Here is a 26,746-nt window from a genome sequence, read left to right as displayed (position 1 = left end):
GATGACAATTTCCTGTCATCGGGCTTTTCTTGTTTATTTATTCGTAAATTGAGTAGTATGTGTCGTCAGAAACGACAGATTTACCACCTGTTACGATATATGTTGCTGAAGGGTGATTATCAACATAATCTTTAACTACTACAGGGAGTCCATTAGGCCCAACTAACAATACAGGTGCTCCATACTTCGTTGCTAAAACACTACCTGTTAAAGCATCAGCAAAGCCAGTACCGCTTGCTACAAATGAAGCCCAAGTATCTCCGTGAAACTCTTCAGCTACCGCAACAGATGTTTCATAACGTGTTTTACCAGAGACACGTGTTGCTGCTGGAAGTGCTTTTTTAACTGCTTCGCTAACTGCTAATTTACCACCAATAACGAATGATTTATCTACATTCTTTAAGGCAGTTTTTGTTGTAGCTGGTATGCTGTTAGGGCGAGTTAATAGAATTGGTGTAGCAGATTGTGCTGCATAAGAACCGATTGATAATGCATCTGGATATGTTAAACCAGAGACAACAATTGCTTCTTCATAGCTACCTAGCTCATGAGCTACCTTAGCAGCTGTTTCGTAACGATCTACGCCAGAAATACGGCTTACTTCAATTCCCATATCAGTGATACTTTTCAGAACTTCTCTAGAAATCGCTTTTGTACCGCCCATTACGACAACTTCTTTTGTACCTAAACGTGTTAATTCTTCCATAACACTGGCTGGAAGTGAAGTCGGACGAGTTAATAAAATTGGTGCATCTAAAGAATACGCTAATGGACCAGCGGTCATTGAATCAGCAAACTCGTCACCACGAGCAATCACAACCTTTTCAGCAGAACTAAATCCAGCTTTTGAAATTTCTACTGCTGTTTCGTAACGAGTCTTACCAGACAAACGTACTTGATTAATACGCCCTTCACGGTCTGCTTCGATTGTTTCAAGACCTTTAATGTAATTAATGAATGTTTCCCAGTCAACATTACCTGGCTCACTAACTTTTCCGTTCTCATAAGCTTCTTTAAACATTGTGTAGCCATCTCCACCTTTAGCAGTGAACGAGTTTGTTGCTACTTTGTAAGTTTTTTCTGGATCTAAATACGTTAAGCTTCCTTCATCATCTTGAACTAAAGCAGATAAGACACGACTACCTGCTTCTTGCGTATTGTCATAATTCACAACTAAACCTGCCACATGTAAAAAGGCACCCGATTCTTTAGGAGATTGGCTTACACTATGCTCTAATGCAGCATAAATGTCTTCACCTGTTAATTCCATAATAGCTAGTGCATTTCCGAAAGGCATAACAGTCAGAACTTCACCAACCGTAATATCACCTTTATCAATTGAAGCGCGAATTCCACCACCGTTTTGAACAGCTATCACGGTATCTTTATCAATCTTTTTCGCAGCGTCTAACATGCCATCAGTCATCAAGTTCCCAAGATTTGTTTCACCGGTACGAACGTTTCCACGTGCACCATCTAATACATCAGTTGTGGTAACACCTGTTGATTTATTTTTCAATTCTGCAATTTTGTCTGCATAAGGTTTTAATTTGGCTGCAGCTTCTGGATTTTCAGCAGCATCGGCCACCGTGTGTAAAACTGATGTGTGGCTAGTAAGTTCACCAGCATCGTTAAAGGTTACATCTAATTCACCTAAGAATTTATTATATTCATTTGCTTGTACGATAATTGTGTCCCCAGAACCTGGACGATCAATTAAATGACCTGAATCAAGTTTCGAGTGAGTATGACCTCCAACGATTACATCAATTTCAGGTACTGCTTCAGCTAATGTTAAATCGTTATCATAAGCATCGTCGAAGCCCAAATGAGTTAAGGCAACAATTTTGTTAACTTCATTTTCTTTAAAGAAAGCAACTGCTGCTTTAGCTTCTGCAATATAATCTGTAAATTGCACTGCTTTAGGACTTGATATGAATTCTGTTTCTGCTGTAGTCAAACCGAATATTCCGATTTTTTCACCGTCAACTTCTTTAATGATTCCGTCAAAAATCTCTCCAGCTTCATCATTTCCACCAAATCCAGCATTTTGTAATCCTGCAAATAATGGATCCGCAGCAAAATTAGTATTAGCACTAATTAACGGAAACTCTGCTTTTTTCACAAACTCCGCTAGGGCTTTATGTCCATCTGCAGAATCACCTAAATCAAACTCGTGATTTCCAAATGTCATAGCATCGTAGTTCATCATATTCATAAAATCTAAATCTGCTAGTCCTTTGAATTCATTAAAATATAAAGTTCCAGAGAATACATCACCAGCATCTACTAATAGGTTATTAGGGTTTTCTTCGCGTAACTTGTTGACTAATGTTACCTTTTTAGCAATGTTGTCTAAATTGGCGTGAGTATCATTTGAATGTAACAAAGTTAATGAAAAATCTTCTGCTGCTGCTTTGACCGTTACTGGAGCACTAACATTAAACAAACTTGCTGTTAGAGTGGCTGCAGTTAAGGCAGTTACGAATTTCTTATTCATTTTCCACCATCCTATTTTTTTTAGGAATCATGTTCAGATTCAAAGTTACTATAGCAAAAATTAATAGTTTGAAGAATAAGACTATGTAATTTTCATGTAAATTTAAAATGAAAACGTTCCCACATAGTATTATTTTACCAATATTTATTTTCTACCTCAAGGTTTATTTTTCAAATAGTTAGATAGCTTAACGTTCCTACGATCAACTAGATTAATTTGCATTGAAATCGTCAAATAGTAGTAAAGAGTCTAATAGAAGATTTGATAAGTATTTCAATATGTAAAAAACGCCTTATCGCATTTTGTAAAATGCAATAAGACGTTAAAGTATATTTGTTTTACTATTAATCACAAATCAGTTAGGAGTTACTTTATTACTTTCGCAACTCGTTTCGCGCCTACATATTTTGAACCCCAGTAATAAGGATCATTAATCTTAGCTACTGAAACACCTTTACTTGATGAAGAATGAACAAACTTTCCTTTACCTATGTAAATTCCTGCATGAGAAATCCCTCTACCAGAAGTATTAAAAAATACTAAGTCGCCAGCTTTAAGATTTTTCTTTGAAACCTTTTTACCAGTTTTATACATAGCACCTGAAGTTCTCGGTAATTTCACGCCTACTTTTTTATAAACATAACCAACAAATCCTGAGCAATCAAAGCCTTTTGTTGTCGTTCCGCCATAAACATATTTTGTACCCATTACTTTATTTGCAGTTGTTACAATCTTAGTAGATTTAATTCCACTTGCTGCATCTGCATGATTACCTAAAGGTGCAATCACTAAAAATAAAGCAATCGTTAACATTGAAATGACTTTAAACAACTGAGACTGAAATTTCATAAAATAGAATCCTCCGGTTTGGCCAATGGCTATAAATTTTCTGATAAATTAACTATGTTTATCTTATCACGTATATAACCATTTTTAGTTTACAGTTATGTAACAATTTGATTACTATTTGTAACAACTTGTAGATAGGTTTGAATGTACTTGACACTACTATTATTTCTTTCCAATACGTCTGTGAACGTTGCTAAATCAAACTATTTCTAAAACACATAGTATAAAAAATATAAGATTCTAATACTAAATGCTATCAATTTCTATATATTTCAACTTAACAAAACTATCTCAAAAATTTACACTATCTTGATAAATTCTTAACAAAACGTTATAATAAGAAACAATGTATAGCTTACCAAAAATAAAAAGGAGGTGAAATCTTATGACTCAAGCTAAAGTACTGATTTTAGATATGCCTATAGATAATATGTCAAAAACTAATCTATTAAATATTGTAGACAATGAACTAGAACAAAGAGAAAAGAATTTATTTATTGTTACTGCAAATCCGGAGATTATAATGAGTGCAAAGAAATCACCTTCTTATAGAGATTCAATTTTACAAGCCGATTTTATTGTACCCGACGGATCAGGAGTTATGATGGCTTCCGATATCTTAAATGATTCATTACAAGAAAAAATCACAGGCTATGACTTAGTCCATAGTTTCCTTTCATATGCAAATGACAAAAAAAAATCAGTATACTTCTTCGGTTCCAAAGATGGCGTGGCTGTTGACGCGGCAATTAATTCTATTAAACTTTATCCAAACGTTCGAATAGCTGGCACTAAACATGGCTATTCAGGCCATGGATTAGATATAGCTGAAGAAATTGCAGCTACAAAACCTGATTTTGTATTTATTGGTCTTGGTGCACCTTTACAAGAAAAATGGGCTGCGGAATATAAGCATTTATTTCCTAACTCGATATTAATGGGGGTTGGTGGTAGCTTTGATGTATTATCAGGTAAAACGAAGCGTGCCCCACAATTCTGGCTTAATAATAATCTTGAATGGATGTATCGCTTAATTACACAACCTGTTCGTGGAAAACGGATGCTTCAATTGCCTGTCTTCGTAGCCGAAGTTTACAAGCAAAAATGGGCTAATCGAAAAGTTTATGTAAAACGAGAAAGACACACATAAAAATGCTGTAATCGTCTAATGACGATTACAGCATTTTTTCTGTTTTCATAGATTGTCTATTTAGTGCATCTGTACGATATTTTTTCTTCTGTGTTTTCGTCATTGCTTGATATTCTTTTAAAAATGATTCGTAGTTTTTTAGTACTTCACTCGCTTTTCCATACTCTTTCACCACGCCAAACTCTAACCACAGAATTTGCTCACAAAACTTCTTCATCTGGGAGATGGAATGACTAACAAAAAACATTGTTTTGCCTTTTGCTTTAAACTCCATCATTTTCTCGAGACTTTTCTCAGCAAAAGCTTTATCTCCTACAGACAATGCCTCATCAATAATTAATATATCCGGGTTTACACGAACGGATATGGAAAAACCTAATCGAGATTTCATGCCGCTTGAATACGTTTTTACAGGTTGATCAATAAACTTCTCCAGTTCAGCAAATTCGATGATTTCTTCTTCCATTTCTGTGATTTCTTTTTTAGAAAATCCCAGCATTAAAAGTTTAAGTTCAATGTTTTCTCTACCAGATAACGAATTATCCAGTCCAGCATTAACGGCAATCAATGCCACGTTACCTTGAATAGTAACTTCTCCAGTAGTTGTAGGAATAACCCCTGCGATAATATTGGCAAGTGTCGACTTTCCTGAACCGTTAATACCCACTAGTCCGATAATTGACCCTTGCTCGACATTAAATGAAACGTCTTGGAGTGCAAAAAAGTCTTCTCCATATTCTTTATGAGGAACAATTAAATCGAGAAGACGTTCCGACTTTTTCTTGTAAAGTTTATATCTCTTATAAACATTTTTAACTTCGACAGTGTTTTCCATGCTTATCACTTCCAGTTTTAGAGGAAATCAATAAATTGACTTCTAAATTTCACGTGCAAATAAGAACCAACCATTAATGTTAATGCTGTTATTACTATAAAGTATAAAGTGTATAGTGGATTTTCAAGGAAATACCAGCCTTGTCCTAATAATGAATAGCGGTAACCTTCAACAATATAATAGAAAGGGTTCAACTTTACCCAAATTTGAAAGGACTCAGGTAACAAAGTCGGAGGCCATATTATTGGCGACAAATAGAATAACATCCGCATAACGGATTGCAAAAACATTTGTACATCTTTAGCAATCGTCGTTAGTGTTGATGTAATAAGTGATAGACTAAACAAAAACACCAGCAAAGCAACTATATATAAAGGAAGTTGCAAATAGTAGATCGAAATAGGAAAACCTAGAAATTGTAGTATTAACATGGCCAATCCTATAAGAATCAGATGAGGGTAAAATTGCGCAAAAATAACATAATTCGGAATCACACTCATCGGAAAGTTCATTTTGGACAACATTCGAATCTTGCTATAAATCGATTTTGAAGCTTTCATCACACTTGAATTTATAAAGAACCAGACCAATATCCCAGCAAACATCCATTGGAAATATGGGATATCTCCAATTGGTTCCTTTTGACGGATTCCAAAACCAAACACAAACCAGTAAATTAATATTTGAATGGCTGGATTAATAATTTCCCAAGCAGCTCCAAGGTAATTACCACTTGTCAAACTCCTTAATTCATATACAGAAAGTCTCCTAACTAAATAGAAAAATTGCATTTGTTCTTTTAGAATTTTAATTGCTGACTTCATTCTTTATCCTCACCTACTCACAATTTATCACACTACTTTAAAAAGCCTTGTACTACTCGTCTTGTAGCATGACCATCTTCTAATGAAGAAAACTTATTTATAAAGGATTTAAACTTAGGATTTGTATCAACATTAAATCGCACAAGTTCATGTATCGCATCAAACAGTTCTTCTTCTGTCTGAACGATAGGACCAGGGGCCTCTTCTTCAATATCAATGTAGAATCCTCTAAGTTGATCTCTGTAAGTTGCTAAATCATACATAAAGAATACAATCGGTCTATTAAGGATAGCGTAATCAAAGAATACAGATGAATAATCTGTAATTAAAAGATCCGCACTCACATAGAGATCACGTATATCTGGATAAGACGACACATCATAAACTATACCTTCATGCGTTGAGAAATCAAAGTTTTCGGCCACCAAATAGTGCATTCTGGTTAACAACACCCACTCGGCTCCAAATTCCTTTTTCCAGTTGTCTAAATCGAATTGAAATTTAAATTTATATTTTCCTTTTGAATAGAACTCATTATCTCGCCAAGTCGGCGCATACAGCATAATTTTCTTATTATGAGGAATACCAAGTTTTTGCTTTATTTCATCTATAGCTGCATCTGAATGAGTAGTAAGTATATCATTGCGTGGATACCCTGACTCAATTACATCGCCGTTATAATGGAATGCTCTTTTGAAAATTTCAGTTGAATATGGATTGGGAGAAACCAAGTAATCCCAATTTTGAGATTCATTAATGAAATTCTTTTTATAATTATCCGTTTTTGTACCAGGCATGTGGATCTCTTCAATATCTAATCCGAGTTTCTTGAGTGGTGTCCCGTGCCAAGTCTGAACATAGACAGTTCCTTGCGGTTTTGGCATCCACCCAGGCAAACGAACATTATTAACCCAGTATTTTGCACGTGGGAATGTAAGAAACCATTTTATCGAAAACCGACGAATATATGGCACTTGAAACTCTTCAAACAATTTGATTGCCTGTTTATCAACACTCCATAGCAATTGATATTCCTTATAATGTTCTTTCATATATTCATAAATAGCCCTTGGATTATCACTATATTGTTTGGCATGGAAACTTTCGAACATGACCAATTTTCTTTTTTTAGGCAACAATCCCATGACAACAAAAATAAAACGGAATATTTTCAATAGAAATTCACTTTTCTTTAACCTGTTAAGCAAGTCAATGACCTCTATTCTGCATTTTCAAATTTTAGTAAAAGATCAATCGTATATTACATGTTATTGGTTACAAGATTTGATCTTGTTTTAAAAATTCGATAATACGACCAGTGTTTTGTCTGTCATCAAACGAATTGATTTGCTTATATTTGTATAAAATTTCATCTTCTACTTGGTAATTTTGATTGATTGCTTTTTTAACTGTATCCATAAGTTCTGAGATGGTATAAGCAATAGCTCCAGGTGCATTTTCATCATTAACCGGAGGAATAGCTCGATACTGTTCAATTAAATAATCCTTTTCCTCCCAGAAGAAAATAGGATAAGCCCCTCTAAACGTGGCGTCATAAATAGCAGACGAATAGTCCGTAATGAAAATCACTGATTCCTTCAAAGCTTCTGAAGGGTTTGCACTAATAATGTGTTGATATTCTTTCATATTCTCATAAATGAATTCAGAGAATTTATTATGGGGTATAATTAAAAGCCTATCCAATAGTTTGTGCTCTTTAAATGCTTCAATTACACGCATGATTTGCTCATAATAAGAAGTCTTCTCAATTAATCCTCTATAGATTAACCCTTCTTCCCAGTACCGATACGTAGGCATGAAAGCTATTTTATCTGCTGATTCATTTAAATATGCTTTATCAAAAGTAGCTAATCCGGTAAGGATCAAGTCTTCTCTATCATAACCCATTTTATAGAATTCACCTGCTTCAAGTTCAGAACTTATTACAGATTTATTCATATTATAGGCATTTTTATCCTTATGAAATCCAAAAGCCATAGGGTTATCTACTGGTTTTGCAAACATAATTCCATGTTGTAGAAATATTAATGGAATCGACTTAATTTTTTCTCGAATTACATCGATGTAAAGTCTATCGTTTAATAAATGATTGGATAATTCGCTTGAGATTAAATTTGACGCATTAAATGTTAAATAGTAATGATAAAAACTATGTTTTTTAACTATCGCTTTTTTATAAGCTTTTTTGAGCGCTTGATAGTTTTCTGCATCTTCACTAAGGATAAAGTAATTCTTAGATTTCAGATTTTTTTCTTTCATCACTTGTTCAAAAACTTGGATTGACGATTCATCCGCTTTCATACTTTTCTTCTCGAAATACAGATTAATTTTCGCCTTTTTCTTCGGAATTAACTTTGTTAAGAGAAATGCAACATATATAAAATTCCTCTTCAATAACGTATATTCTTCTTCTTTTGAAATAATCGTCGATGTTATATCTCCACGTAAATTAGTTCTAATGATATTCACTTGATCACCATAAATTGTAAAATCTAAAGTTTTTGCTTTGCGAGGACGTAACTTAAGCTTTAAATTATGTAAGATAGCTTTTTTATTCCCCAAATACAAATTATTATGGATACGTGTATTGATATATAAAGATGAAATCGGTACTTTGAAAAATCCATATCGTCGGAATAAACGAAGATTAAAAGGTCTTGTGAATTTTGCAATTGGTTTTGGATTATCACCTGCATATAGATAGTCGTACTTACCATTCGCATTGTATGCATAATGTGTATTACGTCCATAAATATAAAGGCTCTTGCCAAAGAATTGCGCTCTCATATTTGGATAGAAACCAGAAACTCTTGTTGGGTTTGAATGTGTCAAGAATACACCATTCGTTTTATTGTGTAGAAAATACTTAGATCCGTTAATAATTATTGTTCCTAGTATATGTTTATTTCGATATTTTTTAAATTGAGAAACACTAAATAACTTTGTACCTCTTCTTGATACTTTCTTGTAATTAACAGATACACTTTCGTCATTAAATGACAACTCAAGTGTATTTGGATCAGTAAGATTGAAGTTAAGCTCTGCAATAGTCGAATTTACAGTAAAAACAACTTTTTTTGTAGTGATTTCTTTTCTAAATAAATCATAAATTACAAACATGTAGAAATTTGAATAGTTGATTCTGCCCACAGTCAAATAACGGAATTCAATCGTTGTGAGTTCAAGATCAACTGGGTATACAATAACCGATGCATCATGTGTTACAATATCGTGAATACTAAATAAATAGTTACCGGTTTGATTGTACATGGAGAAAGTTGTTTCACCTGTTTGTTTAAATGAAAGTAAGTCTGAATAATTTTCAAATGTCATTTCATAAGAGGTTTCTGTTGGTTGAAATTGTTCGGTTGGGATATGATTTATCCGTGTCACAATTACATTTTCAGATTTAATATAAACGATAATATTAGTATCATTGTATTCTTTACATAACAATACTTGATCGTTAGCTGAATATTGTCCTACGACAAGTGATTTTTCAACAGTAACTAGATTTAAATCAATTCGATAAACCGTTTCACTTTCTAATAAAATAAAATCGATTTTTTCAATTGAATCTTCTAGTATTTGTACATTTTTATTATATACTTTCATAATCTATCCTTCTTTGCTCAATTATTTATTTAGCTTTTAGAATTATTACATACAATTTAATATCATAACATTTTATCGAAATTTAGAAAATAACTATTTGTGGAGTGAGTAAGATGAAGAAAGTAATTACCTATGGAACATTTGATTTAATACATCATGGACACATTAATATCTTAAGAAAAGCTAAGGAATACGGTGATTACTTAATCGTAGGATTGTCATCAGATGAGTTTAATATTCTTAAAGGAAAAGAAGCTTATTATTCTTATGATGAACGGAAACTAATATTGGAAGCAATAAAATATGTCGATGAAGTGATTCCCGAACATAACTGGCATCAAAAATCAGATGATATTCAAACGAATCAAATTGATTTATTTGTCATGGGTTCAGATTGGGAAGGTAAGTTTGATGACCTAAATGATTATTGCGAAGTAATCTACCTACCTAGAACTGAAGGCATTTCAACGACAAAGATTAAAACTGATTTATATAACAAACCATGTTAAAAGAAGTTCTTATTTCAGTTTATTTAATTATCATTAAAATCATCTTTTTGTTGTTTAACCTTCTTCCGTTACAGAACAAAACCGTCTTCTTATCTTCATTCGGAGACAATGCATTTTTTGTGGCTATGGAGTTATCACGGTATGAAGAACATCAACTAATCTTTATTAATCAAGCACGCTGTAAAATAGATTTTTCTTCGATTCCTACAAAGAATAAGAAAATTTTATCGTTTGAAACCAAGAACTTCATTGATACATATAAATCCATCTATCACTTAGCTACGTCAAAATATATATTTGTCGATAATTACGTGGGTATTTTATCCACAGTTCAGTTTCGAAAGGACGTCAAGTGTGTTCAATTATGGCATGCAGCGGGAGCCATTAAGCGATTTGGATGGAGTGATCCAACAACGATTGACCGTAGCGAGCAAGCCAAAACTAGATTTCAACAAGTATATGATCGATTTCACTTTATCCCAGTGGGTTCAAAACAAATGGCTCAGATTTTCACTGAATCTTTCCACCTCGATCAGAATCGATTTTTGTACACTGGGGTTCCACAAACAGATTTTTATTTTGATTCCATCGCTAAAACCAAAAGCCTAATTCGTGTTGGTGAAACTTACCCCTCTATCCAAGGGAAAAAAATAGTGTTGTACGCCCCAACTTTTAGAAAAGACGAACTTGAAAAAATGAATTTTAAATTTGATATTGACCAATTTCTTGAAAGACTTGACGAAAAATATGTATTGCTTATAAGATTGCATCCCTCTGTCAAAGATGTGACCCATATAAAAAGTCATCCTAGAGTCCTTGTTGTCAACGACTATCCTCACGTTAACGAATTAATGATCGCTAGCGATATTTTAGTAACAGATTACTCCTCTATTCCCTTCGAGTTTTCATTGTTGCGTAAAAAGATGATTTTTTTCACTTATGATTTGGCTACTTATGATAAGGAACAAGGACTCTGGGACGAAACAAGTCTCTCTTTTCCAGGACCAATTGTAAAAACCACCTCAGAGGTAATTGATCATATTCTAGATCCCAACATTGATTTCCAAAAAATTGATTCATTCAAAAATCATTGGAATACCTTCTCAACTGGTCATGCGACCAAAACATTAATCTCTTTGATTTATGATGACAATGATTTGTAATTTCAAGAAAAAATCGCTTTCTTTGAGAGTGTGTGTTTTTGCAGAGGAAAAAGTCTCTGTCTCCAGACGAATGGTCGAAAAGATCACTTGAAAGTTTGTTGGTGACCTGCATAAAAGGTTTATTCATCATCTTCACACACCGTTTATTCCGCTATGTTTCTACGTAAAAAAGACAATCCTAAATACCGGATTGTCTTTTTTTTATTTTATCAGCTTCTCAACACTTAAAATGACTTTTGTTATTCATTAACCAACTTTTTCAAATCACTCATATACTGATCCACATTAGTTTCGTTTACATTCACATAAAATGACCCTTCACCTTCACCCGTTTCAAGGGAATGAATCATCTTATCCCCTACTTCTGGATAAAAGTGATAAAAATCCAACCAATATTCATCTTTTGACGTAAAGTCATTTTCCAGATGGAATGATTTCACTTGACCAAAGACGTCAATAATTTCACGAATTGAACGTTCGTATGCATCGAAATAATTAGGATTTTTCAAATAAGTTTTGATACGGATGATATGTGCCATATCAGTGAATATAACAAATTCAGAGGCTGGACTTGCTTTTTTCATCTTCTCCAACTCGCTTTTATATGTTTCTCTGTATGCAAACTCTGTCGTGTAGTTGGTTTGGTCATAACGTTTAACAAAATCTACTTTTCCTTTTGCCAATCGATCATTCGGATAAGTAGATTTTACTTGGTTCTCTCTTGTATATGATCTTTGCAGTGGATACTTATTATTTTTAGATGCTTCGAAATTGACTAATGATTTGTCCAATGTATCTTGTGAAAACAGAGAAGTAAAATCTAGAATTCGATTTTGAGCCTGTTTAAAATATGTTTTAGGATCGCCCATTGGCGGTTGAACATTCGCATAATACGAGTGTAAAGAAAGTTCAACATAGACACGATTTAGCTTGCCATCATTTATTTTTTTTGCAAAGTCAATGTAATCATTGTATTCCGTAATATGAATCGAGCTTAAGGAGTAATTAAAAACCTCTTCTTGCTTAAAGCTGTCAGTATTCATATATGTTACACGGCTTGAGCCAATTAACAACGAATCGAAAGGTTGGTGATTTTTAACTAAAAGATTCGTTTTTTGCAATCGCTCATCAAACCCATTTTGATAATCATTATTTTCATGAGCATGATTAAAGTTCCAATAAGGATCCACATAATAATTGAAGCTCATTAAGCCAAAGATTGGAATAAGTACGAACAACATGGATGCTAGAAATAGCTTGAACCATTTTTGATAACTCAATTGAAGGCACTCCTAGAAATTAAAATATAAAAACTCACTATTTTTATGAAGAATATATGTGATGAATAAAACAGAAATAATGCAGAAATTCACTAACAGTAAAGTCGAAACTTTAGGTTGAAATCTCTCTAATAACTGAATCGAATTTGGAGCAAGCAACGATAATGCCATAAAGAAAAGAATAAATGGCAAGACAAATAGTGGATTCGTTAACCAATGGACCCCTAAAAATTCGAAAGACTCCCAAGTTGCTGCAAATGTAAGTTTCTGATTTAGTACATGCACTATACTTTGATCGACATTAAACATTTTCGCTAGTAATGTATGAGCTTGTCCAACGCTTTCCGCTCTAAAGTACACCCAAGCAAAGTTCACGAAGAAGAACGTAATGAACCACGATACTAAGAATGGCAAGACAATTTTGGTTTTCCCCCACAATCTAACAACAATCGATGCAAGGCCATGTAAGGTTCCCCAAATAATGAATGTCCAACCGGCACCATGCCACAAACCACTAACTGCAAATATGATAAAAATATTAATATAGGTGCGATATTCACCCTTGCGATTTCCACCCAACGGGAAGTAAAGATAATGAGTTAAAAATCGACTTAATGTCATATGCCAACGTTTCCAAAAATCTTGGATATTGCGTGCTTTATAAGGTGAGAAAAAATTCACCGGTAAAGTAATATTGAACAACAGCGCCAACCCTATTGCCATGTCGCAATAACCACTAAAATCAAAATAGAGCTGCATGGTATATGAAAACGACGTTATCCAGGATTCTACGAATGTTAGTGTATCGACATTTGCAAAACCTTCATTCGCCCATACGGCAAATGTATCTGCGACTCCTACTTTTTTCGCTAACCCTATCGCAAAAATAAATATCCCTTCCACAATATGATTCAATTGAATGCGATATTTACTTTTATCGTTAAACTGTGGAATAAGTTCATGATGATGAACAATCGGTCCAGCAATTAACTGAGGGAAAAAGGTAACAAATAATGCATAGGTAATAAATGAATATTTCTTCGTTTCTCCACGATAGGAATCAACGACATAAGCAATTTGTTGGAATGTGAAGAAACTTATTGCTAATGGTAAGAGTAAATGTTGCAAAGCAATATTGGTGTCAAATAACCAATTTACATTTCCCATAAAAAAATCATAGTACTTAAAATAGCCCAATAATAGGACGTTTGCTAATACACCAAAAATTAGTAATCCTTTCCGTGTACTACCCGATTCCGATCGATTTATCATCGTTCCAATCAAAAAGTTGAACACCATCGAAACTAAAATTAGGATTAAATAAATCGGATTCCAAAATCCATAAAAGAATAGAGATGAAACTAACAAAACAAACAATGCCATTTTATGCAGATTTAATTTGTGAAGTCCAAAATAAAGTAAAAACACAACCGGTAAAAAGAACAATAAAAATTCTATCGAGTTAAAAAGCACTTTATTCACCCTTATTCATCGTAATATAACTTTCCAAGTATATTCAATGCTCACCTGTTGGTCAAATGAACATAGCACCATTTGAATAGAGTATCCCAGGACATAAAGGACTAGCTTGTTTAAGAATTGTAATATTAATTCGGAGATATTCTTGTATTCGCTTCACTTAAAATCCCTTGATCATAATGACATCCACCTACAATGAATTGCTGAAACTCTAGAAAATGATATTGATCTTATCTTATTGCCCACACTTCAAGTGGACTGGCTGGAGATGTTATTCGATATAATGAGTAATAAAAGGACCCCCCATTAATAGTGAAAACTATTTATGGGGGGTCCCTTTTATAGGTTGATACACTTGCTAGTAATAGTTTTATCGTTCTTATTCAATAAATCGTATAATTCACACAATAGATTCCTTCTGGATATTTCATTTATATATTTTATTCATTCAATCCTAGTAGAATAATTTCTTTTTCTAGGTCGCAAACGTCACAAACACTCATTGGAACTGTTTATTTAGTTGTCTTACACTGATTCTACCTAGGAATAACCCTGATGTGCACATTGGCAAGGCAGCTTAAAAATGGAAACTGTTGAAGACATATTAATCCAGTTCGAACCAATGATTCATGCTTGTATACGCAAACTACACATCTATAAAAACCATGACGCATTCTTGCAAGTTGGAAGAGTTGGACTGTGGAAAGCTTGGCAAAGATATGACTCATCAAAAGGGGATTTTGCGCCATTTGCGTATCGCAGTATTTATGGCAGTTTGTTAGATGAATTAAAGAAAGCGGCAATCGAAGAAAACATCATACCTGCAGAAGATCAAACACTTGAAATCCTGTTAAATAAACCAGCCGAGTCATCTTTGGATTCGGAAGAACTAGTAAATGCATTATCCCAACTAAACTTAGGTGAGCAGCAACTCATTCATTTGTTGTTTGTCGACCGTTGTTCTTTGGATGAAGTAGCTCTGCATCTTGGCATCACCAAAGCAGGCGTCAAGAAAAAAAGAGAACGCACTTTACTAAAGCTGAGACGCATTCTGACAACTTAACTCATTCTTATGAGGTTCTATTAAAAATCAGCCAGCGAAATCGACATGATGGTGAATTTTTGACTAGAACCTCTTCTTTTAAGATTCGTTGAAAAGCTTTGGTTTTTGCTAAATAAAAGGTATAGGAGACAACTTTTATTTTCAGCACTTGGCAAACTTTCATCCTTACAATATTCTTAAACTAGTTGTGAAACTAAATCAATTATTCGTCATCGTTTGCTATGTATCGTTTCTTATCACGCTGAATAATGCGATAGGTGTCTAGGGTGAAATGCAGTCTATGTTGTTGTTTTAACAGGGCGTGTTTTGAAACATGTACAGTAAGCGACGTGCCATTCCTAAATGTCACCAGTGACTTGCCCTTGTCTAATTCCTTAACGTGAAAATGGTGGTTAAACAGCCACACACATTCTGCATGTTGATAAGACATAGTTGGAAAAGCACCGATCTCAGTTGGTTCAATGAGAATTGATGTTTTTTTAGGATAATTCATGAATATTCTGGTTGCCTGTATACGTCCTTCCATCGTAGAAGCATACCTTATGCATGCTCTATTCAGTAAATCGTGCACAGTCAAACATGAATAATAAATGCCATGGGTTGTCGTAATCTTAGATTTATAATCCCCAGTAAAAACTGATTCAAGCGACAAAGCTTGATTGTCAATCCAATTTGAATCACAGTTCAACAGAAAATCCCCTTTATGTCTCCTATAGTTATATTCTACCAATCTTGCAAGGTCTTGCATAGTCTGAATTTACTGAAAAGATAGTATTTTTTCAGTTTTAACCTCATTTTTTAATCTATCAATATCTATCGTTAACACTATATATATATTTTGGGAAAAGTGATAAAAAAAGCATATTATTAATTCCATTCGCTGTAATTAATATAGTAATATATATATAGATGAAGTTTTTTAAGTAAGGGGAGTTGGTAAATATATGGATTTTTTCACAGGGCCATACGGAGTTGTTACTAGTTTTGTTTTTTGGTATCCATTTATTATGGCTCTTTTTTGGATGGCAGGCTCTCTTCTCTTCCTGCAGACAAAAGAACCTAAAAATGACACATTAGATATAGATGGATTTGATTGGCCGATGATCAGTATTCTCGTCCCTTGCTACAATGAAGAGGAAACGATTGAAGAGACCGTACAGAACCTTTCTGGGCTCTCTTATCCAAAGAAAGAAATACTTTTAATTAATGATGGTTCTATTGATCAAACGTCAGTAATTATGGAGAGGTTATCAAAACTCTACAACAACGTAAGAGTTATACAACTTCAACAAAACCGTGGAAAGGCAAATGCCTTACAAGTTGGCTTGTTCGCGTCTCGTTCAGAGTATCTAGTATGTGTTGATGCTGATGCACTTCTTTCGGATACTGCTCCCTATTATATGATTCGTCAGTTCTTCATTAAAGGAGAACGTGTAGGAGCTGTAACGGGTAGTCCAAGTATTCGCAATCGAAATACATTATTGAGTCGAATGCAGCTAGTTGAATATGCGTCCATTATTGGCGCAATTAAACGTACACAAAGATTAATAGGGAAAGTAATGACCGTGTCTGGAGTAGTCGTTACTTTTCGAAAAAAAGCACTTGTCGACGTCGGATTATGGGACCGCGATATGATTACAGAGGATATTGCGGTTAGCTGGAAATTACAAAAACGCTTTTGGGATGTTCGTTACGAACCGCGCGCGATATGTTGGATGCTAGTACCGGAAACTTTGTCGGGCATTTGGAAGCAACGGATACGCTGGGCACAAGGGGGGCAAGAAGTTGTCCTTCGTCATTGGCGCATATTATTCAGCTGGAAACAAAGACGTTTATGGCCCATTTTTCTCGAACAGTGTATCAGTACAATTTGGGCTTTTTGTTGGCTTTTCGTCACTGTCATGCTCGTATTTTCAGCTGACCAAGTTCAAGACTTATTTATCTGGTTCACACTGACATCATTTTCACTTGTCTTCATCAGCATGATTCAACTCTTTATTGCTCTAGTAATTGATTCAAGGTACAACCGCGTCCTGAAATATTATTTTTGGGCGGCTTGGTATCCCTCTATTTATTGGATGGTGAATACAGCTGTTGTCATGGTAGCTGTACCGAGAGCCATTAAATCTCGTAGAAAAGGAGGTTACGCGGTATGGAGCAGTCCCGACCGGGGTCTAAAGAAATCGTAATCATCGATGGTAATCGTTCAAACCTCAGATTCGTTATCGATATAATCATAACTCTATTTTTTTGGTGCTATACCTTAATTGTAATGATATTTATTTTGTCTGCTAGCTTTGGGTTTAGTAATCCCCTTACTCGAGTACTGAATTCTTCATTCAAAACGACCAATGGCCAGGTTCAATTACTGTCCCTATTTGGCTTAATTCTGTTCATTACTTTTTATCTTTTATTTTGTGTAAATCGATTCTATAACAAAAAGCGCTTTGGATCTCTAACTCGTCGGACGTATCCAAAGAATGTAACGAATGATGATTTGATGTCTCTGCAATTAATGGATGAAGAAAATATAGAAAAACTTCAAACTACAGATTATATAGTCTTTGCCAAAAACCCGATTATTTCTTTAGAAGAGGAAAAATATTCATGAAAAAAACACTTATATTTTTCATTATGATTAGCCTTATCGGGTTTTTAATTTTGTTTAGTAATGAAATTAATAACATGATTTTCGCTCAGGACGAACCATCCATGTCGTTCTCGAATGAACTAGAGACAGATGGCTGTCTCGGTTTAAATTATCACCGCGTCCTAAAGGACAACGTACTTACTCAATCAACAAGATGGTTTCTGAATTCCGATGAACTTGTAAAATATAGCGTGTTAACAACTGAGCTTCAGTATCAATTGAACGCATTAACCGATGCCGGTGCGGTTTTTTTATCTGAAGATGAATTATTACAAGCCAAGAATTCAGGAGATTTCCCTGATAAATGTGTTTGGATTTCTTTTGACGACATAGACTATTCCGTCTATGAACATGCATTCCCTATTTTGAAAGAGGCAGGAGTTCCATTTACATTGTTCGTGATTGCTGGACATGTAGGGGACAAAGATTTTAATAACCTTAAAATGACCACATGGGATGAACTACGAGAAATGCAAAAAAGTGGACTGGCTAGTTTTGGGTCCCACACTTACGATATGCATCGATTCGAAGACGAAACGCCAGTTTTTCTTCTCGCTGAAAATAGAGAAACCTTCAAGCAAGACTTAAACAAAAGTACCCAAACCATTGAGCAAGAACTTGGGGTCACAGTTCGCAGCTTCGCTTACCCATATGGGAATACCGACGACTCCACATCTGAAGTAATACGGGAACAAGGACTTGAGGCGGGTTATATCTTGGCACCTCAAACCATAAGACCAACTGATGACAACTTTCATCTCAATAGGGTACTCATCAATGACACAACCTTCAATGAAGTCATCCTTCCATTTATTGAAAGCCAATGAAACATAAAAGTAGCAGCTGAAGATACAACTCACATTAATTAAAAAACCTTGATTACTGCTTTTGGCTGCCGCCGAAAGCCTTTTTTGTTGATGAAACCTTCTTACAATATTATATTTTCTTCATCACTTTGAAAAAGCCGAACAATGTGACAAATTCTCACCGTTCGGCTTTTTCCTGTAGCATTTATTTCACTCTAGTCAACGATTCGATGTACTAAAGTATTTGTTCCTTCTTTCAAATCTAAAATATAATCATATTTCTTTCCATTGAATTCTTTTTCATATTTACCATCTTCGTTTGACGTGAATGGGATTTCGCCTAAAAATTCGCCTCCTTCATCCAATGTCACTTCACCATCTACATAACTAATAAAAAGACTCATTGCGTAAAAAATAGCTGCTCTGTCTGCACCAGCTATTTCATGACCTACTAGTTTCATTTCAGTTATTTCTTTTGTTTCGTTATCTACTGTATAAATTAAAGTTGTTTTTAAAGACGTTGGGAAGTCATGGGAAAACATTGATATTTCTTCAGTAGAATTTGCCTCATCTTTTTTGATATTAGACGCATCCATTTTATAATCACTGTTCTTGGCAAAATCGGTTGCGGTGCCGTTCCATTTCGCCGCTTCCTCATCAGCATTAGGCAGACTGTCCAGCGTCGTAGCTGTCTGTGGTTCCGCTGGTTCTTCTACCTCTTCTACTTTTTCTATTTCTTCGGCATCAATTTCAGTACTTACTTCAACCAGTTCCTTGTCTTCTCTTTCACTCATTTGAGTAAAGACAAAAATTCCCGCCGCTAATAATCCAATACCCAACATACTAAAATATACTGCTGTCTTTTTCATGACGTACCCCTTTTCAACAAATAAATTGATGACAATCGGCGGCTGAATCTTCCATCGTTATTCCCTCAACAAGCACAACGATGCACGTCTCGTTATTTCCAAATCATTCCTAGTATGGGCAGCCTTGTTTATAATATTCAACAATTTCATTTACATGCTACCTTTATAATAAATACTATAAAACGCTAATCAATTATTTCAATTGAACGATTGCCATGGTGCATCTGGATACACAAATTAACTTTTCATCTTCATCGACAATTTTGATATCCCACACCATGGTTTTACGCCCTCTATGTAGTGGGGTTCCGATTGCTGTGACGATTCCATCTTTCTTTCCGCGGATGTGGTTTGCATTAATCTCAAGTCCAACTGCTGTTTCGATTTCTTGATCAATTAAATTCAAAGTTCCAAAACTCGCAACTGATTCAGCTAAGACAACAGATGCTCCTCCGTGAAGCTGTCCGTAAGGTTGGTGTGTGGATGAGTTAACTGGCATCGTTGCCGTAACCCTATCTTTCGTCATTTCTACGAATTCAATTCCAAGTAAGCCTATAATTGTTTCTTCCATCGGTTTCATTTCCATTTAATAAATTCCTCTCTTTTGCACGAATAATAAACACGAAATTCTCCTAGCTACCTTCATCAAAGCTAGGAGAATTCATTCATTTTAGTAGTTTACGCTCTCTATGAGTTGTTGTTCCCGCAGCAGGAATTTCTGAATTTTCCCGCTCGCATTACGAGGAAGTTCATCGACAAACTGATAGTGTCTCGGGCGTTTATATCCAGCTAAGTTGTCATTGTTTTTACAGAACTTCTCAAGTTCATCTGCAGTTAATGATGGGTCTTTCGTTACAACAAACGCAAGCACCGATTCCCCCCACTTCTCATCGGGAATACCAAGAACTGCTACATCCTGAACAGAATCGTGTTCATGTAATACATCTTCTACTTCTCGTGGATAAATATTTTCACCACCACTAATGATCATATCGTCCACACGGTCCGCGACATACAAATAACCATCCTCGTCCATGTAACCTAAATCACTAGAGTGGTACCACCCTTTGTACAGCGCTTTTTTAGTTGCTTCTTCGCGATTGAAATAGCCTGCCATCATGCAAGGTCCTTTGACGATAATTTCACCGACTTGCCCTGGTTTTAATACTTGTTCCGGTTCAGAAGGTCCATCCTCATTTGGCTGTACTATCCGAATTTCATGATTATATGCAGGTTTTCCAGCAGATCCCACTTTCGTTAGCTGTTCATCTTCGGCAAGGAACGTGATTGCAGGTCCCATTTCGGTTTGACCGTATGCTTGAATTAAATCGATTCCTAAAATGTCTTTCACTCGTTTTACAAGAACTGGTGCCATCGGAGCAGCTCCGTATAAACCGCGTTGCAACGACTTAACTTTAGACGCGGCCCCTTCCAGTTCCGCCATCATGCTCCACATGGTTGGAACCGCGAACATTACGGTAACCTTCTCTTGTTCAACTGTCTCGAGCGCAGCCGCTGGATTGAATTGATGCATAATGATACTTGAAGCTCCAACTTGAACACGTGGAATGACACAGCAATGTAATTCAGCGCAGTGGAACATTGGTGCGATGACAAGACCTACATCGTTTTTAGTACAATTTAATACGGCTGTGCAAATCATACTTTGCTCTGCCATGTCCCGGTGGCGGTGAATTACCCCTTTAGGTCTGCCAGTCGTTCCACTCGTATACATAATGGCATACGTATCCGTTTCACTTACTTCAACTGCCGGATTTTTCACTGGAGCTTTGCCAACTTCCTCATGGTAATTCTTTGCGAAAGACGGTGTTTCTTCATTAATAAACCAAAATTGTGTATTAGGAAATTGCGATTGAATGGCAGCCACTTGATCTTTCAATAACTCTTCAAACATCACAACTTTTGGTGTGGCATCATTTAAAATATAAGTAACTTCTTCAGACTTTAAACGGAAGTTGATGGGATTGAAAATGGCACCGATTTTGGCACACGCAAATAACGTCGTCGGAAGTTCACTTGTATTAAATAGGAAGGTCGAAACACGGTCTCCTTTTCCAACTCCTGCAGCTGTTAAAGCATTCGCCAAGCGATGCACGTCATCTCGCCACTCCCCATACGTCCAACGCTGACCTTTTTTCAAATCAACAAGTGCTTCTTTGTTCGGAAACTTACTTACAGTCTGATCAAAAATACTCCCTAACGTCGCATACATATCCCCAGCCCCCTGTTACATTAATGAATCAAAATTCATTTCTATTACTACTTACAATAATGTCAGATTAGAAGGAATATTACAATAATTTATTTGATCAGGTCTTGTAACAATCAAAGAAACTATTTCGTGGTCCAAGAAAATCTAGTTTCCAACTTGGACCACGATTTTTCCAACTTGGCTTCTCTTTTTTCCAACTTGACGCTCATATTTTCCAACTTAGCATTCGCTCATCAAAAATCCCAACAGAAAAACCCACTAAGCGATAGCGTGTGGGTCCATTCAAGAACTTTTCTCTTAAAATAACACGAGTCAAGCCTAATTCATTAATATTGCCAACTTTATGGTTCAAAACCTTTTATTACTGCTTTTGACTACCCGTCAAAAGTCTTTTCTGTTGGTGACACCTATAATTACACAAAAACCACTCTAATACTTCTTTCCAAATCCACCAAAAAAGGGTCTCCCGCGTTAACGGGAGACCCTCATTGTTATTTCACTGATTTTCTAACAATCAATTCAGTCGAAAGCTTGTAATAGGGATTCACTATTTGACCTGATAGTTGTTGCAAAATCAGATGAATGGCTAATGCGCCCGCTTCGTATTTTGGCTGCTTGATTGTAGTTAATGGTGGTGTGGTGAATTCTGCGAGCTGAATGTCATCGAATCCAATGATGGAGATGTCACCTGGTACGTTTATTTTATTTTCTCTAAATGCTTGCAAGCCGCCAACGGCCATCTCGTCATTCGCATAAAATACGCCACTTGGTAGGTTTCCTTGGGCAATCAGAATTTTAGTAGCTCGATAACCGCCTTCTCTAGTGAAATCTCCTTGCATGAGCCATTTCGTTTGATGAAGTAAATCATGATCACGGAGAGCAGCTTTAAAGCCGCTATATCTCATTTCACTATCATGAGCGTTTTGTGGTCCACTTATAAATGCAATGTCTTTATGACCATGTTGAATTAAATGTTCGGTCGCATCATACCCACCTTGATGGTTATCCACTTCTACTTGAACGACATGATCAATCGACAACTGACGATCTAATAATATTATCGGAAAACCTTTACGTGCTGATTGAATGATGATGTCGTCTGAAATATTATGAGCTAAAATAATTGCCGCATCGACGCGCTTCTCTCTAAGGAACTTAACTGCTGTGGATTCAGCCCCACCTTGAGAACTACAAGCAATTAAGTCATATCCATTCGTCATCGATACTTCTTGCACACCTTTAGTGAGCTCTGAGTAAAATGGTCCTGCTAAATCGCTAAGGATTAAAGCAATGGTATTCGTTTTCGTTCGCTTTAAGTCAGAAGCAAAACCGTTTTTTCGATAGTTTAATTGTTGAGCTGCTTCCAATACTTTATCTTTGGTTGCTTGGCTAATTCTCGTACTATCATTTAAAGCATAGGATACGGTTGAAATTGCAACTCCTGCGAGCTTGGCCACATCTTTGATTGTTGCCATAGCTACTCCTCCATTCAATCTTTACATCTATTAATTACTGTTCCTTCCTAAATTATACACGTTTGAAAGCAAGTCATTCAGTCATTTTTCATTACTTTAGACCGGATGTGGTAAATCCTTCAACGATATACTTTTGGAATAACGAAAATACAATAATAATCGGAATGACCATGAAGGCTGCTCCTGCCATTTGAAGAGCAAAGTTATTTGCATATTGACCTTTTAGTAAAGACAAACCGACCGATAACGTATAAAGAGATTCATCATTTGCAATGATTAACGGCCATAAGAAACTGTTCCATGCTGCAATAAATGTAAGAATTCCTTGGACAGCAAAGATTGGCTTAGATATCGGCATAATTAATCGGAAGAAAATATAAAACTCGCCTGCTCCATCCAGCCTAGCAGCTTCAATAAGATCGGTTGGAATCGTTGCCATGAACATTCTAAACAAAAAGATACTGAATGCTGCGGCAAGTCCTGGCAACACAATACCAAGCATCGTGTTAATAAGACCCATTTCATTTAATAGGAGATACACAGGAATCATCGTAACTTGTCCTGGAATCATCATCGTCGCAAGTACTAAGTAAAATATTTTATCTTTCCCTTTGAAATTATATTTAGCAAAACCATAACCGGCCATTGCGTTGAAAAATAATCCAACAAACGATAGCGCGACAATGATTAAAGTGTTTTTCAAATAAATACCGAAGTTCATATTCGTAAATAGACTTATATAATTATCTAAAGTCGGGTTTTCTGCAAACAATGTTGGTGGCATTTGTAATATTTCACTTTCAGGTTTGAAAGAACTCGAAATCATCCAAATAAAAGGCAACGATACGATTAACCCACCTATAATCAGCAGGATCGTCACGACCCATCGTTCAAAGGTATGTTTTGATTTTTCTGAAGGCATTGGATCTCACTCCGATACTGATAGATTTATTAAGAAAAGCGGAAAGCGCCATCTAGCACGATACCATGAAATGTGGAACTGCCCTTTTAAATCAGGTAATAAGTGAAAGATAGGCTAGCTAGACATTTTGTACAACCTGCAGCGTCACTTCGTCAACCTGGACCATATAATCATCAACTCATCGAAACTCTATATAGGTTGTTTCCTTTTAATAGTCGACATCACTTTTCTTCAACTTGAATTGCAGCAATGTCACAATGATGATGACAATAAACAGCACAAATGATCCTGCTGCGGCATAGCCAAACTCACTGAATTGGAAACCTCTTTGATAAATAAACAATGCCATTGAGACGGTTCCATCAAGAGGACCACCTTGGGTCATGATAAATGGTTCTTCGAAGAACTGAAGCCATCCAATCAAAGTTGTAACCGTAACGAAGAATATGGAGTAACGTAATAGCGGAATGGTAATGTAAACAAGCACTTGCCATCTTTTAGCGCCATCAATTCTAGCCGCTTCATAATACGAATTTGGAATCCCTTGAAGTGCTGCTAAGAAAATGATCATGTTGATACCGATCCCTTTCCACACGGCAAGCACAATAAGAGATAGTTTTGCCAATACCGGTTGCTCTAACCAAGGAACTTTATCTACATCTACCAAGGAAAGGACGTAATTAAATAGTCCGTACTCTGTGTTATAAAGGAAACCCCACACCACAGCAACGGCGATGATATTTGTAATAGCTGGCATAAAGTACACGGCTCTGAAAACCGTAAAAATTAAGTTTTTACCGTAATTAATCAGTAAAGCAATACCGAGTGAACTGATGATCACGAGCGGAACGCCAATTACTACGTAAAATAGCGTGTTAAAAACTGCTTTATGGAAGACGGTATCCTTTAATAATGTGGTGTAGTTTTCTAAGCCAATAAAGTTAATACTGGACCAGTCAGCTAACCCTTTCAGATTCAAGTCAGTAAAACTAATAACAAACGCAATTGTTATCGGAATGAGGCTGAATAAAATAAGAATGAGTAACGCTGGTGCAATAAAAAGATAAGGATGACGATTTCTCATTGTAGTCTTGAGCATTTGGTTTAACATTTTACCCCACCTACCTTTACAATCTTTCACCTTTCGACAAAACAATCTTGAAAAAATAGGTAAGTGATCATTGGTTCATCACTTACCTATCATTTGTGCAGGATCAACCTGATGTCTTTTAGGAGATTGTCAATCTATTTTCAACCATTCTAGCTTTATTTAATCATACCTTTTGCTTTTTCATCTAACCCTTTAAGTTCTGTTTCAACATCAGCACCACCACTGATAACTCTTTCAATAGAAGCAAGTAATTCTTGGACGATTTTTTCCCACTCTTTAATTTGAGGTGCACCTTGTGAACTTTCAAGTTGCTCACCAAATGTTGCATACATCTCATTGTCTGCTAGTTTCGGATCTTGCCAAGCTTCTACACGAGAAGGAAGTGTGTTTGATGTTTCCATCCATTCTAACTGAGTATCCACTTCATTCATATAAGAAATAAAGTCTAATGACTCGTCGACCATTTCAGAATTGTGGAATACAGAGAAGTTCGCTCCACCAATACTTGATAGGTTGTTTTCTTTTTCTGGCATTGTTGCAACTGCCCATTTACCTTCTAAATCAGGCGCTTGATCGTTTAACACATTAATCATCCACGGACCACTGAAGAAGATTGGTTTCTTGCCGTCTTTAAAGGCTTGTACAATATCAACGCCTTTTGCTGGTGAACTAATTCCTTCTTTAAAGTAGCTAGTGTAATAGTCCATTGCCCCTTTAAATTCAGGAGAAGAGAAATTAGGATTTTTTGCATCGAATTCAAATCCATTTTGCCATGCAAAGATTAATGGTGTTACTTGATCATTTAAATCAATGTCCAGTCCATAAACATCGTCACCAGATTTAGAAAGTTTAGAAGCAGCATCTTTTAGTTCATCCCATGTAGCTGGAGGCTCTGAATACCCTACTTCTTCTAATAAATCGGTGCGATAGTACATCGTACGTGTTTCTACATACCAAGGAATACCAATTACTTTATCGTCATACATCATGGAAGATTGAGCACCTTCAAAATAGTTTTTAGGATCAAATTCAGGGTGATCTTCCATATGTTCAGTTAGATCAAGCAATGCACCTGCATCTGCAAATTCTGAAACCCATGTTGTCCCTAGTTGTAATACGTCAGGCCCATTACCCGATGCAACAGCTGTTAATAGCTTATCGTGAGCAGAATCCCAAGGAATAGCTTGTACTTTTACATCCAAACCTGGGTTTTCTTCTTCAAATTTTGCTGTCATTTCACTTAGCAGCTTACCTTCTCCGCCCATTGCCCAGACTGATAATGTTTTGTCTCCATCTTCGCTACCTTTTTCCCCGTTACCACAACCAGCTAAAATACCTGATAATGCAACTGCTAAAACCGTCGAGTAAACTAATCCTTTTTTCTTCATTTGA

Annotated in this window: 23 protein-coding genes; 7 read left to right on the top strand and 16 right to left on the bottom strand. The window is 35.7% G+C overall.

What is annotated here, in order from left to right:
- Window positions 1-37 precede the first annotated feature (37 nt).
- Complete coding sequence (locus tag C8K15_RS00170) at window positions 38-2,500, bottom strand: cell wall-binding repeat-containing protein (protein ID WP_108584161.1); 2,463 nt, start codon at window positions 2,498-2,500, stop codon at window positions 38-40.
- A gap of 366 nt (window positions 2,501-2,866) precedes the next feature.
- Window positions 2,867-3,349, bottom strand: a complete 483-nt coding sequence (locus C8K15_RS00165; protein WP_108584159.1) for a C40 family peptidase — start codon at window positions 3,347-3,349, stop codon at window positions 2,867-2,869.
- Between the two features lie 385 nt (window positions 3,350-3,734).
- Here C8K15_RS00165 and C8K15_RS00160 point away from each other — a divergent pair, with 385 nt between their 5' ends.
- The gene (locus tag C8K15_RS00160) at window positions 3,735-4,499 is read left to right on the top strand and encodes a WecB/TagA/CpsF family glycosyltransferase (protein WP_108584158.1); all 765 of its coding nucleotides are present in this window, start codon (window positions 3,735-3,737) and stop codon (window positions 4,497-4,499) included.
- Window positions 4,500-4,524: 25 nt separating this feature from the next.
- Here the strand turns inward: C8K15_RS00160 and tagH are convergent, their stop codons facing one another.
- The 4 genes from tagH to C8K15_RS00140 all read right to left on the bottom strand — a co-directional run bounded on the left by tagH (window position 4,525) and on the right by C8K15_RS00140 (window position 9,794).
- The gene (tagH, locus tag C8K15_RS00155) at window positions 4,525-5,334 is read right to left on the bottom strand and encodes a teichoic acids export ABC transporter ATP-binding subunit TagH (RefSeq protein ID WP_108584156.1); all 810 of its coding nucleotides are present in this window, start codon (window positions 5,332-5,334) and stop codon (window positions 4,525-4,527) included.
- Between the two features lie 17 nt (window positions 5,335-5,351).
- On the bottom strand, window positions 5,352-6,158 hold the full coding sequence (locus C8K15_RS00150) for an ABC transporter permease (RefSeq protein WP_108584155.1): 807 nt from the start codon (window positions 6,156-6,158) through the stop codon (window positions 5,352-5,354).
- 32 nt (window positions 6,159-6,190) lie between these two features.
- Entirely contained in the window at window positions 6,191-7,303 is a 1,113-nt protein-coding gene (locus tag C8K15_RS00145; RefSeq protein ID WP_108584757.1) for a CDP-glycerol glycerophosphotransferase family protein, read from the bottom strand.
- Window positions 7,304-7,433: 130 nt separating this feature from the next.
- The gene (locus C8K15_RS00140; protein ID WP_108584153.1) at window positions 7,434-9,794 is read right to left on the bottom strand and encodes a CDP-glycerol glycerophosphotransferase family protein; all 2,361 of its coding nucleotides are present in this window, start codon (window positions 9,792-9,794) and stop codon (window positions 7,434-7,436) included.
- Between the two features lie 113 nt (window positions 9,795-9,907).
- Between C8K15_RS00140 and tagD the strand changes: the two genes are divergently transcribed.
- Window positions 9,908-10,303, top strand: a complete 396-nt coding sequence (tagD, locus tag C8K15_RS00135) for a glycerol-3-phosphate cytidylyltransferase (RefSeq protein WP_108584152.1) — start codon at window positions 9,908-9,910, stop codon at window positions 10,301-10,303.
- Window positions 10,297-11,466, top strand: a complete 1,170-nt coding sequence (locus tag C8K15_RS00130; RefSeq protein WP_108584150.1) for a CDP-glycerol glycerophosphotransferase family protein — start codon at window positions 10,297-10,299, stop codon at window positions 11,464-11,466. The genes tagD and C8K15_RS00130 overlap by 7 nt, the downstream gene beginning before the upstream one ends.
- A gap of 239 nt (window positions 11,467-11,705) precedes the next feature.
- Here C8K15_RS00130 and C8K15_RS00125 read toward each other — a convergent pair whose 3' ends face one another.
- Entirely contained in the window at window positions 11,706-12,746 is a 1,041-nt protein-coding gene (locus tag C8K15_RS00125; protein WP_108584148.1) for a hypothetical protein, read from the bottom strand.
- Window positions 12,747-12,758: 12 nt separating this feature from the next.
- Entirely contained in the window at window positions 12,759-14,219 is a 1,461-nt protein-coding gene (locus tag C8K15_RS00120; RefSeq protein WP_108584146.1) for an MBOAT family O-acyltransferase, read from the bottom strand.
- Between the two features lie 589 nt (window positions 14,220-14,808).
- Here C8K15_RS00120 and C8K15_RS00115 point away from each other — a divergent pair.
- Window positions 14,809-15,288 carry a sigma-70 family RNA polymerase sigma factor gene (locus C8K15_RS00115; RefSeq protein WP_108584145.1) on the top strand — a complete coding sequence of 160 codons (480 nt, stop codon included), beginning with the start codon at window positions 14,809-14,811 and terminating at the stop codon, window positions 15,286-15,288.
- Between the two features lie 202 nt (window positions 15,289-15,490).
- Here C8K15_RS00115 and C8K15_RS00110 read toward each other — a convergent pair whose 3' ends face one another.
- On the bottom strand, window positions 15,491-15,976 hold the full coding sequence (locus C8K15_RS00110) for a competence protein ComK (RefSeq protein WP_233260339.1): 486 nt from the start codon (window positions 15,974-15,976) through the stop codon (window positions 15,491-15,493).
- A 256-nt stretch (window positions 15,977-16,232) separates the two neighbouring features.
- Between C8K15_RS00110 and pgaC the strand changes: the two genes are divergently transcribed.
- From pgaC to C8K15_RS00095, 3 genes are read left to right on the top strand one after another with little or no spacing between them, the layout of a single operon-like run.
- Window positions 16,233-17,477: a poly-beta-1,6-N-acetyl-D-glucosamine synthase gene (gene pgaC, locus C8K15_RS00105; RefSeq protein WP_108584143.1), complete on the top strand. Its 1,245-nt coding sequence runs from the start codon at window positions 16,233-16,235 to the stop codon at window positions 17,475-17,477.
- A complete protein-coding gene (locus C8K15_RS00100) occupies window positions 17,441-17,899 on the top strand; it encodes a PgaD family protein (RefSeq protein ID WP_108584141.1) in 459 nt (152 codons plus the stop codon). The genes pgaC and C8K15_RS00100 overlap by 37 nt, the downstream gene beginning before the upstream one ends.
- Window positions 17,896-18,765 carry a polysaccharide deacetylase family protein gene (locus C8K15_RS00095; protein ID WP_108584140.1) on the top strand — a complete coding sequence of 290 codons (870 nt, stop codon included), beginning with the start codon at window positions 17,896-17,898 and terminating at the stop codon, window positions 18,763-18,765. The genes C8K15_RS00100 and C8K15_RS00095 overlap by 4 nt, the downstream gene beginning before the upstream one ends.
- A gap of 194 nt (window positions 18,766-18,959) precedes the next feature.
- On the opposite strand, the gene C8K15_RS00090 is transcribed toward C8K15_RS00095, so the two are convergent.
- The 7 genes from C8K15_RS00090 to C8K15_RS00060 all read right to left on the bottom strand — a co-directional run bounded on the left by C8K15_RS00090 (window position 18,960) and on the right by C8K15_RS00060 (window position 26,742).
- A complete protein-coding gene (locus tag C8K15_RS00090; protein ID WP_108584138.1) occupies window positions 18,960-19,613 on the bottom strand; it encodes a hypothetical protein in 654 nt (217 codons plus the stop codon).
- A 193-nt stretch (window positions 19,614-19,806) separates the two neighbouring features.
- Window positions 19,807-20,199: a hotdog fold thioesterase gene (locus tag C8K15_RS00085; protein WP_108584136.1), complete on the bottom strand. Its 393-nt coding sequence runs from the start codon at window positions 20,197-20,199 to the stop codon at window positions 19,807-19,809.
- 84 nt (window positions 20,200-20,283) lie between these two features.
- Complete coding sequence (locus C8K15_RS00080; protein WP_108584134.1) at window positions 20,284-21,846, bottom strand: fatty acid--CoA ligase; 1,563 nt, start codon at window positions 21,844-21,846, stop codon at window positions 20,284-20,286.
- A 491-nt stretch (window positions 21,847-22,337) separates the two neighbouring features.
- The gene (locus C8K15_RS00075; RefSeq protein WP_108584133.1) at window positions 22,338-23,321 is read right to left on the bottom strand and encodes a LacI family DNA-binding transcriptional regulator; all 984 of its coding nucleotides are present in this window, start codon (window positions 23,319-23,321) and stop codon (window positions 22,338-22,340) included.
- A 91-nt stretch (window positions 23,322-23,412) separates the two neighbouring features.
- Complete coding sequence (locus C8K15_RS00070) at window positions 23,413-24,243, bottom strand: carbohydrate ABC transporter permease (RefSeq protein WP_108584131.1); 831 nt, start codon at window positions 24,241-24,243, stop codon at window positions 23,413-23,415.
- 208 nt (window positions 24,244-24,451) lie between these two features.
- Window positions 24,452-25,354, bottom strand: a complete 903-nt coding sequence (locus C8K15_RS00065; RefSeq protein WP_108584130.1) for a carbohydrate ABC transporter permease — start codon at window positions 25,352-25,354, stop codon at window positions 24,452-24,454.
- Window positions 25,355-25,509: 155 nt separating this feature from the next.
- Window positions 25,510-26,742, bottom strand: coding sequence for a sugar ABC transporter substrate-binding protein (locus C8K15_RS00060; RefSeq protein ID WP_108584129.1), 1,233 nt, complete (start codon window positions 26,740-26,742; stop codon window positions 25,510-25,512).
- Window positions 26,743-26,746 lie beyond the last annotated feature (4 nt).

Source organism: Paenisporosarcina sp. OV554 (genome assembly GCF_003058165.1).
In the GTDB taxonomy this organism is placed as follows: Bacteria; Bacillota; Bacilli; order Bacillales_A; family Planococcaceae; genus Paenisporosarcina.
The sequence above is the reverse complement of the archived record's forward strand: the minus strand, read 5'-3'. Positions and strand labels throughout refer to the sequence as shown.

What these genes read in the sequence shown, in the direction of transcription:
- C8K15_RS00170 (WP_108584161.1), bottom strand. Translation starts at nt 2,500, where the DNA reads ATGAATAAGAAATTCGTAACTGCCTTAACTGCAGCCACTCTAACAGCA.
- C8K15_RS00165 (WP_108584159.1), bottom strand. Translation starts at nt 3,349, where the DNA reads ATGAAATTTCAGTCTCAGTTGTTTAAAGTCATTTCAATGTTAACGATT.
- C8K15_RS00160 (WP_108584158.1), top strand. Translation starts at nt 3,735, where the DNA reads ATGACTCAAGCTAAAGTACTGATTTTAGATATGCCTATAGATAATATG.
- tagH (WP_108584156.1), bottom strand. Translation starts at nt 5,334, where the DNA reads ATGGAAAACACTGTCGAAGTTAAAAATGTTTATAAGAGATATAAACTT.
- C8K15_RS00150 (WP_108584155.1), bottom strand. Translation starts at nt 6,158, where the DNA reads ATGAAGTCAGCAATTAAAATTCTAAAAGAACAAATGCAATTTTTCTAT.
- C8K15_RS00145 (WP_108584757.1), bottom strand. Translation starts at nt 7,303, where the DNA reads ATGGGATTGTTGCCTAAAAAAAGAAAATTGGTCATGTTCGAAAGTTTC.
- C8K15_RS00140 (WP_108584153.1), bottom strand. Translation starts at nt 9,794, where the DNA reads ATGAAAGTATATAATAAAAATGTACAAATACTAGAAGATTCAATTGAA.
- tagD (WP_108584152.1), top strand. Translation starts at nt 9,908, where the DNA reads ATGAAGAAAGTAATTACCTATGGAACATTTGATTTAATACATCATGGA.
- C8K15_RS00130 (WP_108584150.1), top strand. Translation starts at nt 10,297, where the DNA reads ATGTTAAAAGAAGTTCTTATTTCAGTTTATTTAATTATCATTAAAATC.
- C8K15_RS00115 (WP_108584145.1), top strand. Translation starts at nt 14,809, where the DNA reads ATGGAAACTGTTGAAGACATATTAATCCAGTTCGAACCAATGATTCAT.
- pgaC (WP_108584143.1), top strand. Translation starts at nt 16,233, where the DNA reads ATGGATTTTTTCACAGGGCCATACGGAGTTGTTACTAGTTTTGTTTTT.
- C8K15_RS00100 (WP_108584141.1), top strand. Translation starts at nt 17,441, where the DNA reads ATGGAGCAGTCCCGACCGGGGTCTAAAGAAATCGTAATCATCGATGGT.
- C8K15_RS00095 (WP_108584140.1), top strand. Translation starts at nt 17,896, where the DNA reads ATGAAAAAAACACTTATATTTTTCATTATGATTAGCCTTATCGGGTTT.
- C8K15_RS00090 (WP_108584138.1), bottom strand. Translation starts at nt 19,613, where the DNA reads ATGAAAAAGACAGCAGTATATTTTAGTATGTTGGGTATTGGATTATTA.
- C8K15_RS00085 (WP_108584136.1), bottom strand. Translation starts at nt 20,199, where the DNA reads ATGGAAATGAAACCGATGGAAGAAACAATTATAGGCTTACTTGGAATT.
- C8K15_RS00080 (WP_108584134.1), bottom strand. Translation starts at nt 21,846, where the DNA reads ATGTATGCGACGTTAGGGAGTATTTTTGATCAGACTGTAAGTAAGTTT.
- C8K15_RS00075 (WP_108584133.1), bottom strand. Translation starts at nt 23,321, where the DNA reads ATGGCAACAATCAAAGATGTGGCCAAGCTCGCAGGAGTTGCAATTTCA.
- C8K15_RS00070 (WP_108584131.1), bottom strand. Translation starts at nt 24,243, where the DNA reads ATGCCTTCAGAAAAATCAAAACATACCTTTGAACGATGGGTCGTGACG.
- C8K15_RS00065 (WP_108584130.1), bottom strand. Translation starts at nt 25,354, where the DNA reads ATGTTAAACCAAATGCTCAAGACTACAATGAGAAATCGTCATCCTTAT.
- C8K15_RS00060 (WP_108584129.1), bottom strand. Translation starts at nt 26,742, where the DNA reads ATGAAGAAAAAAGGATTAGTTTACTCGACGGTTTTAGCAGTTGCATTA.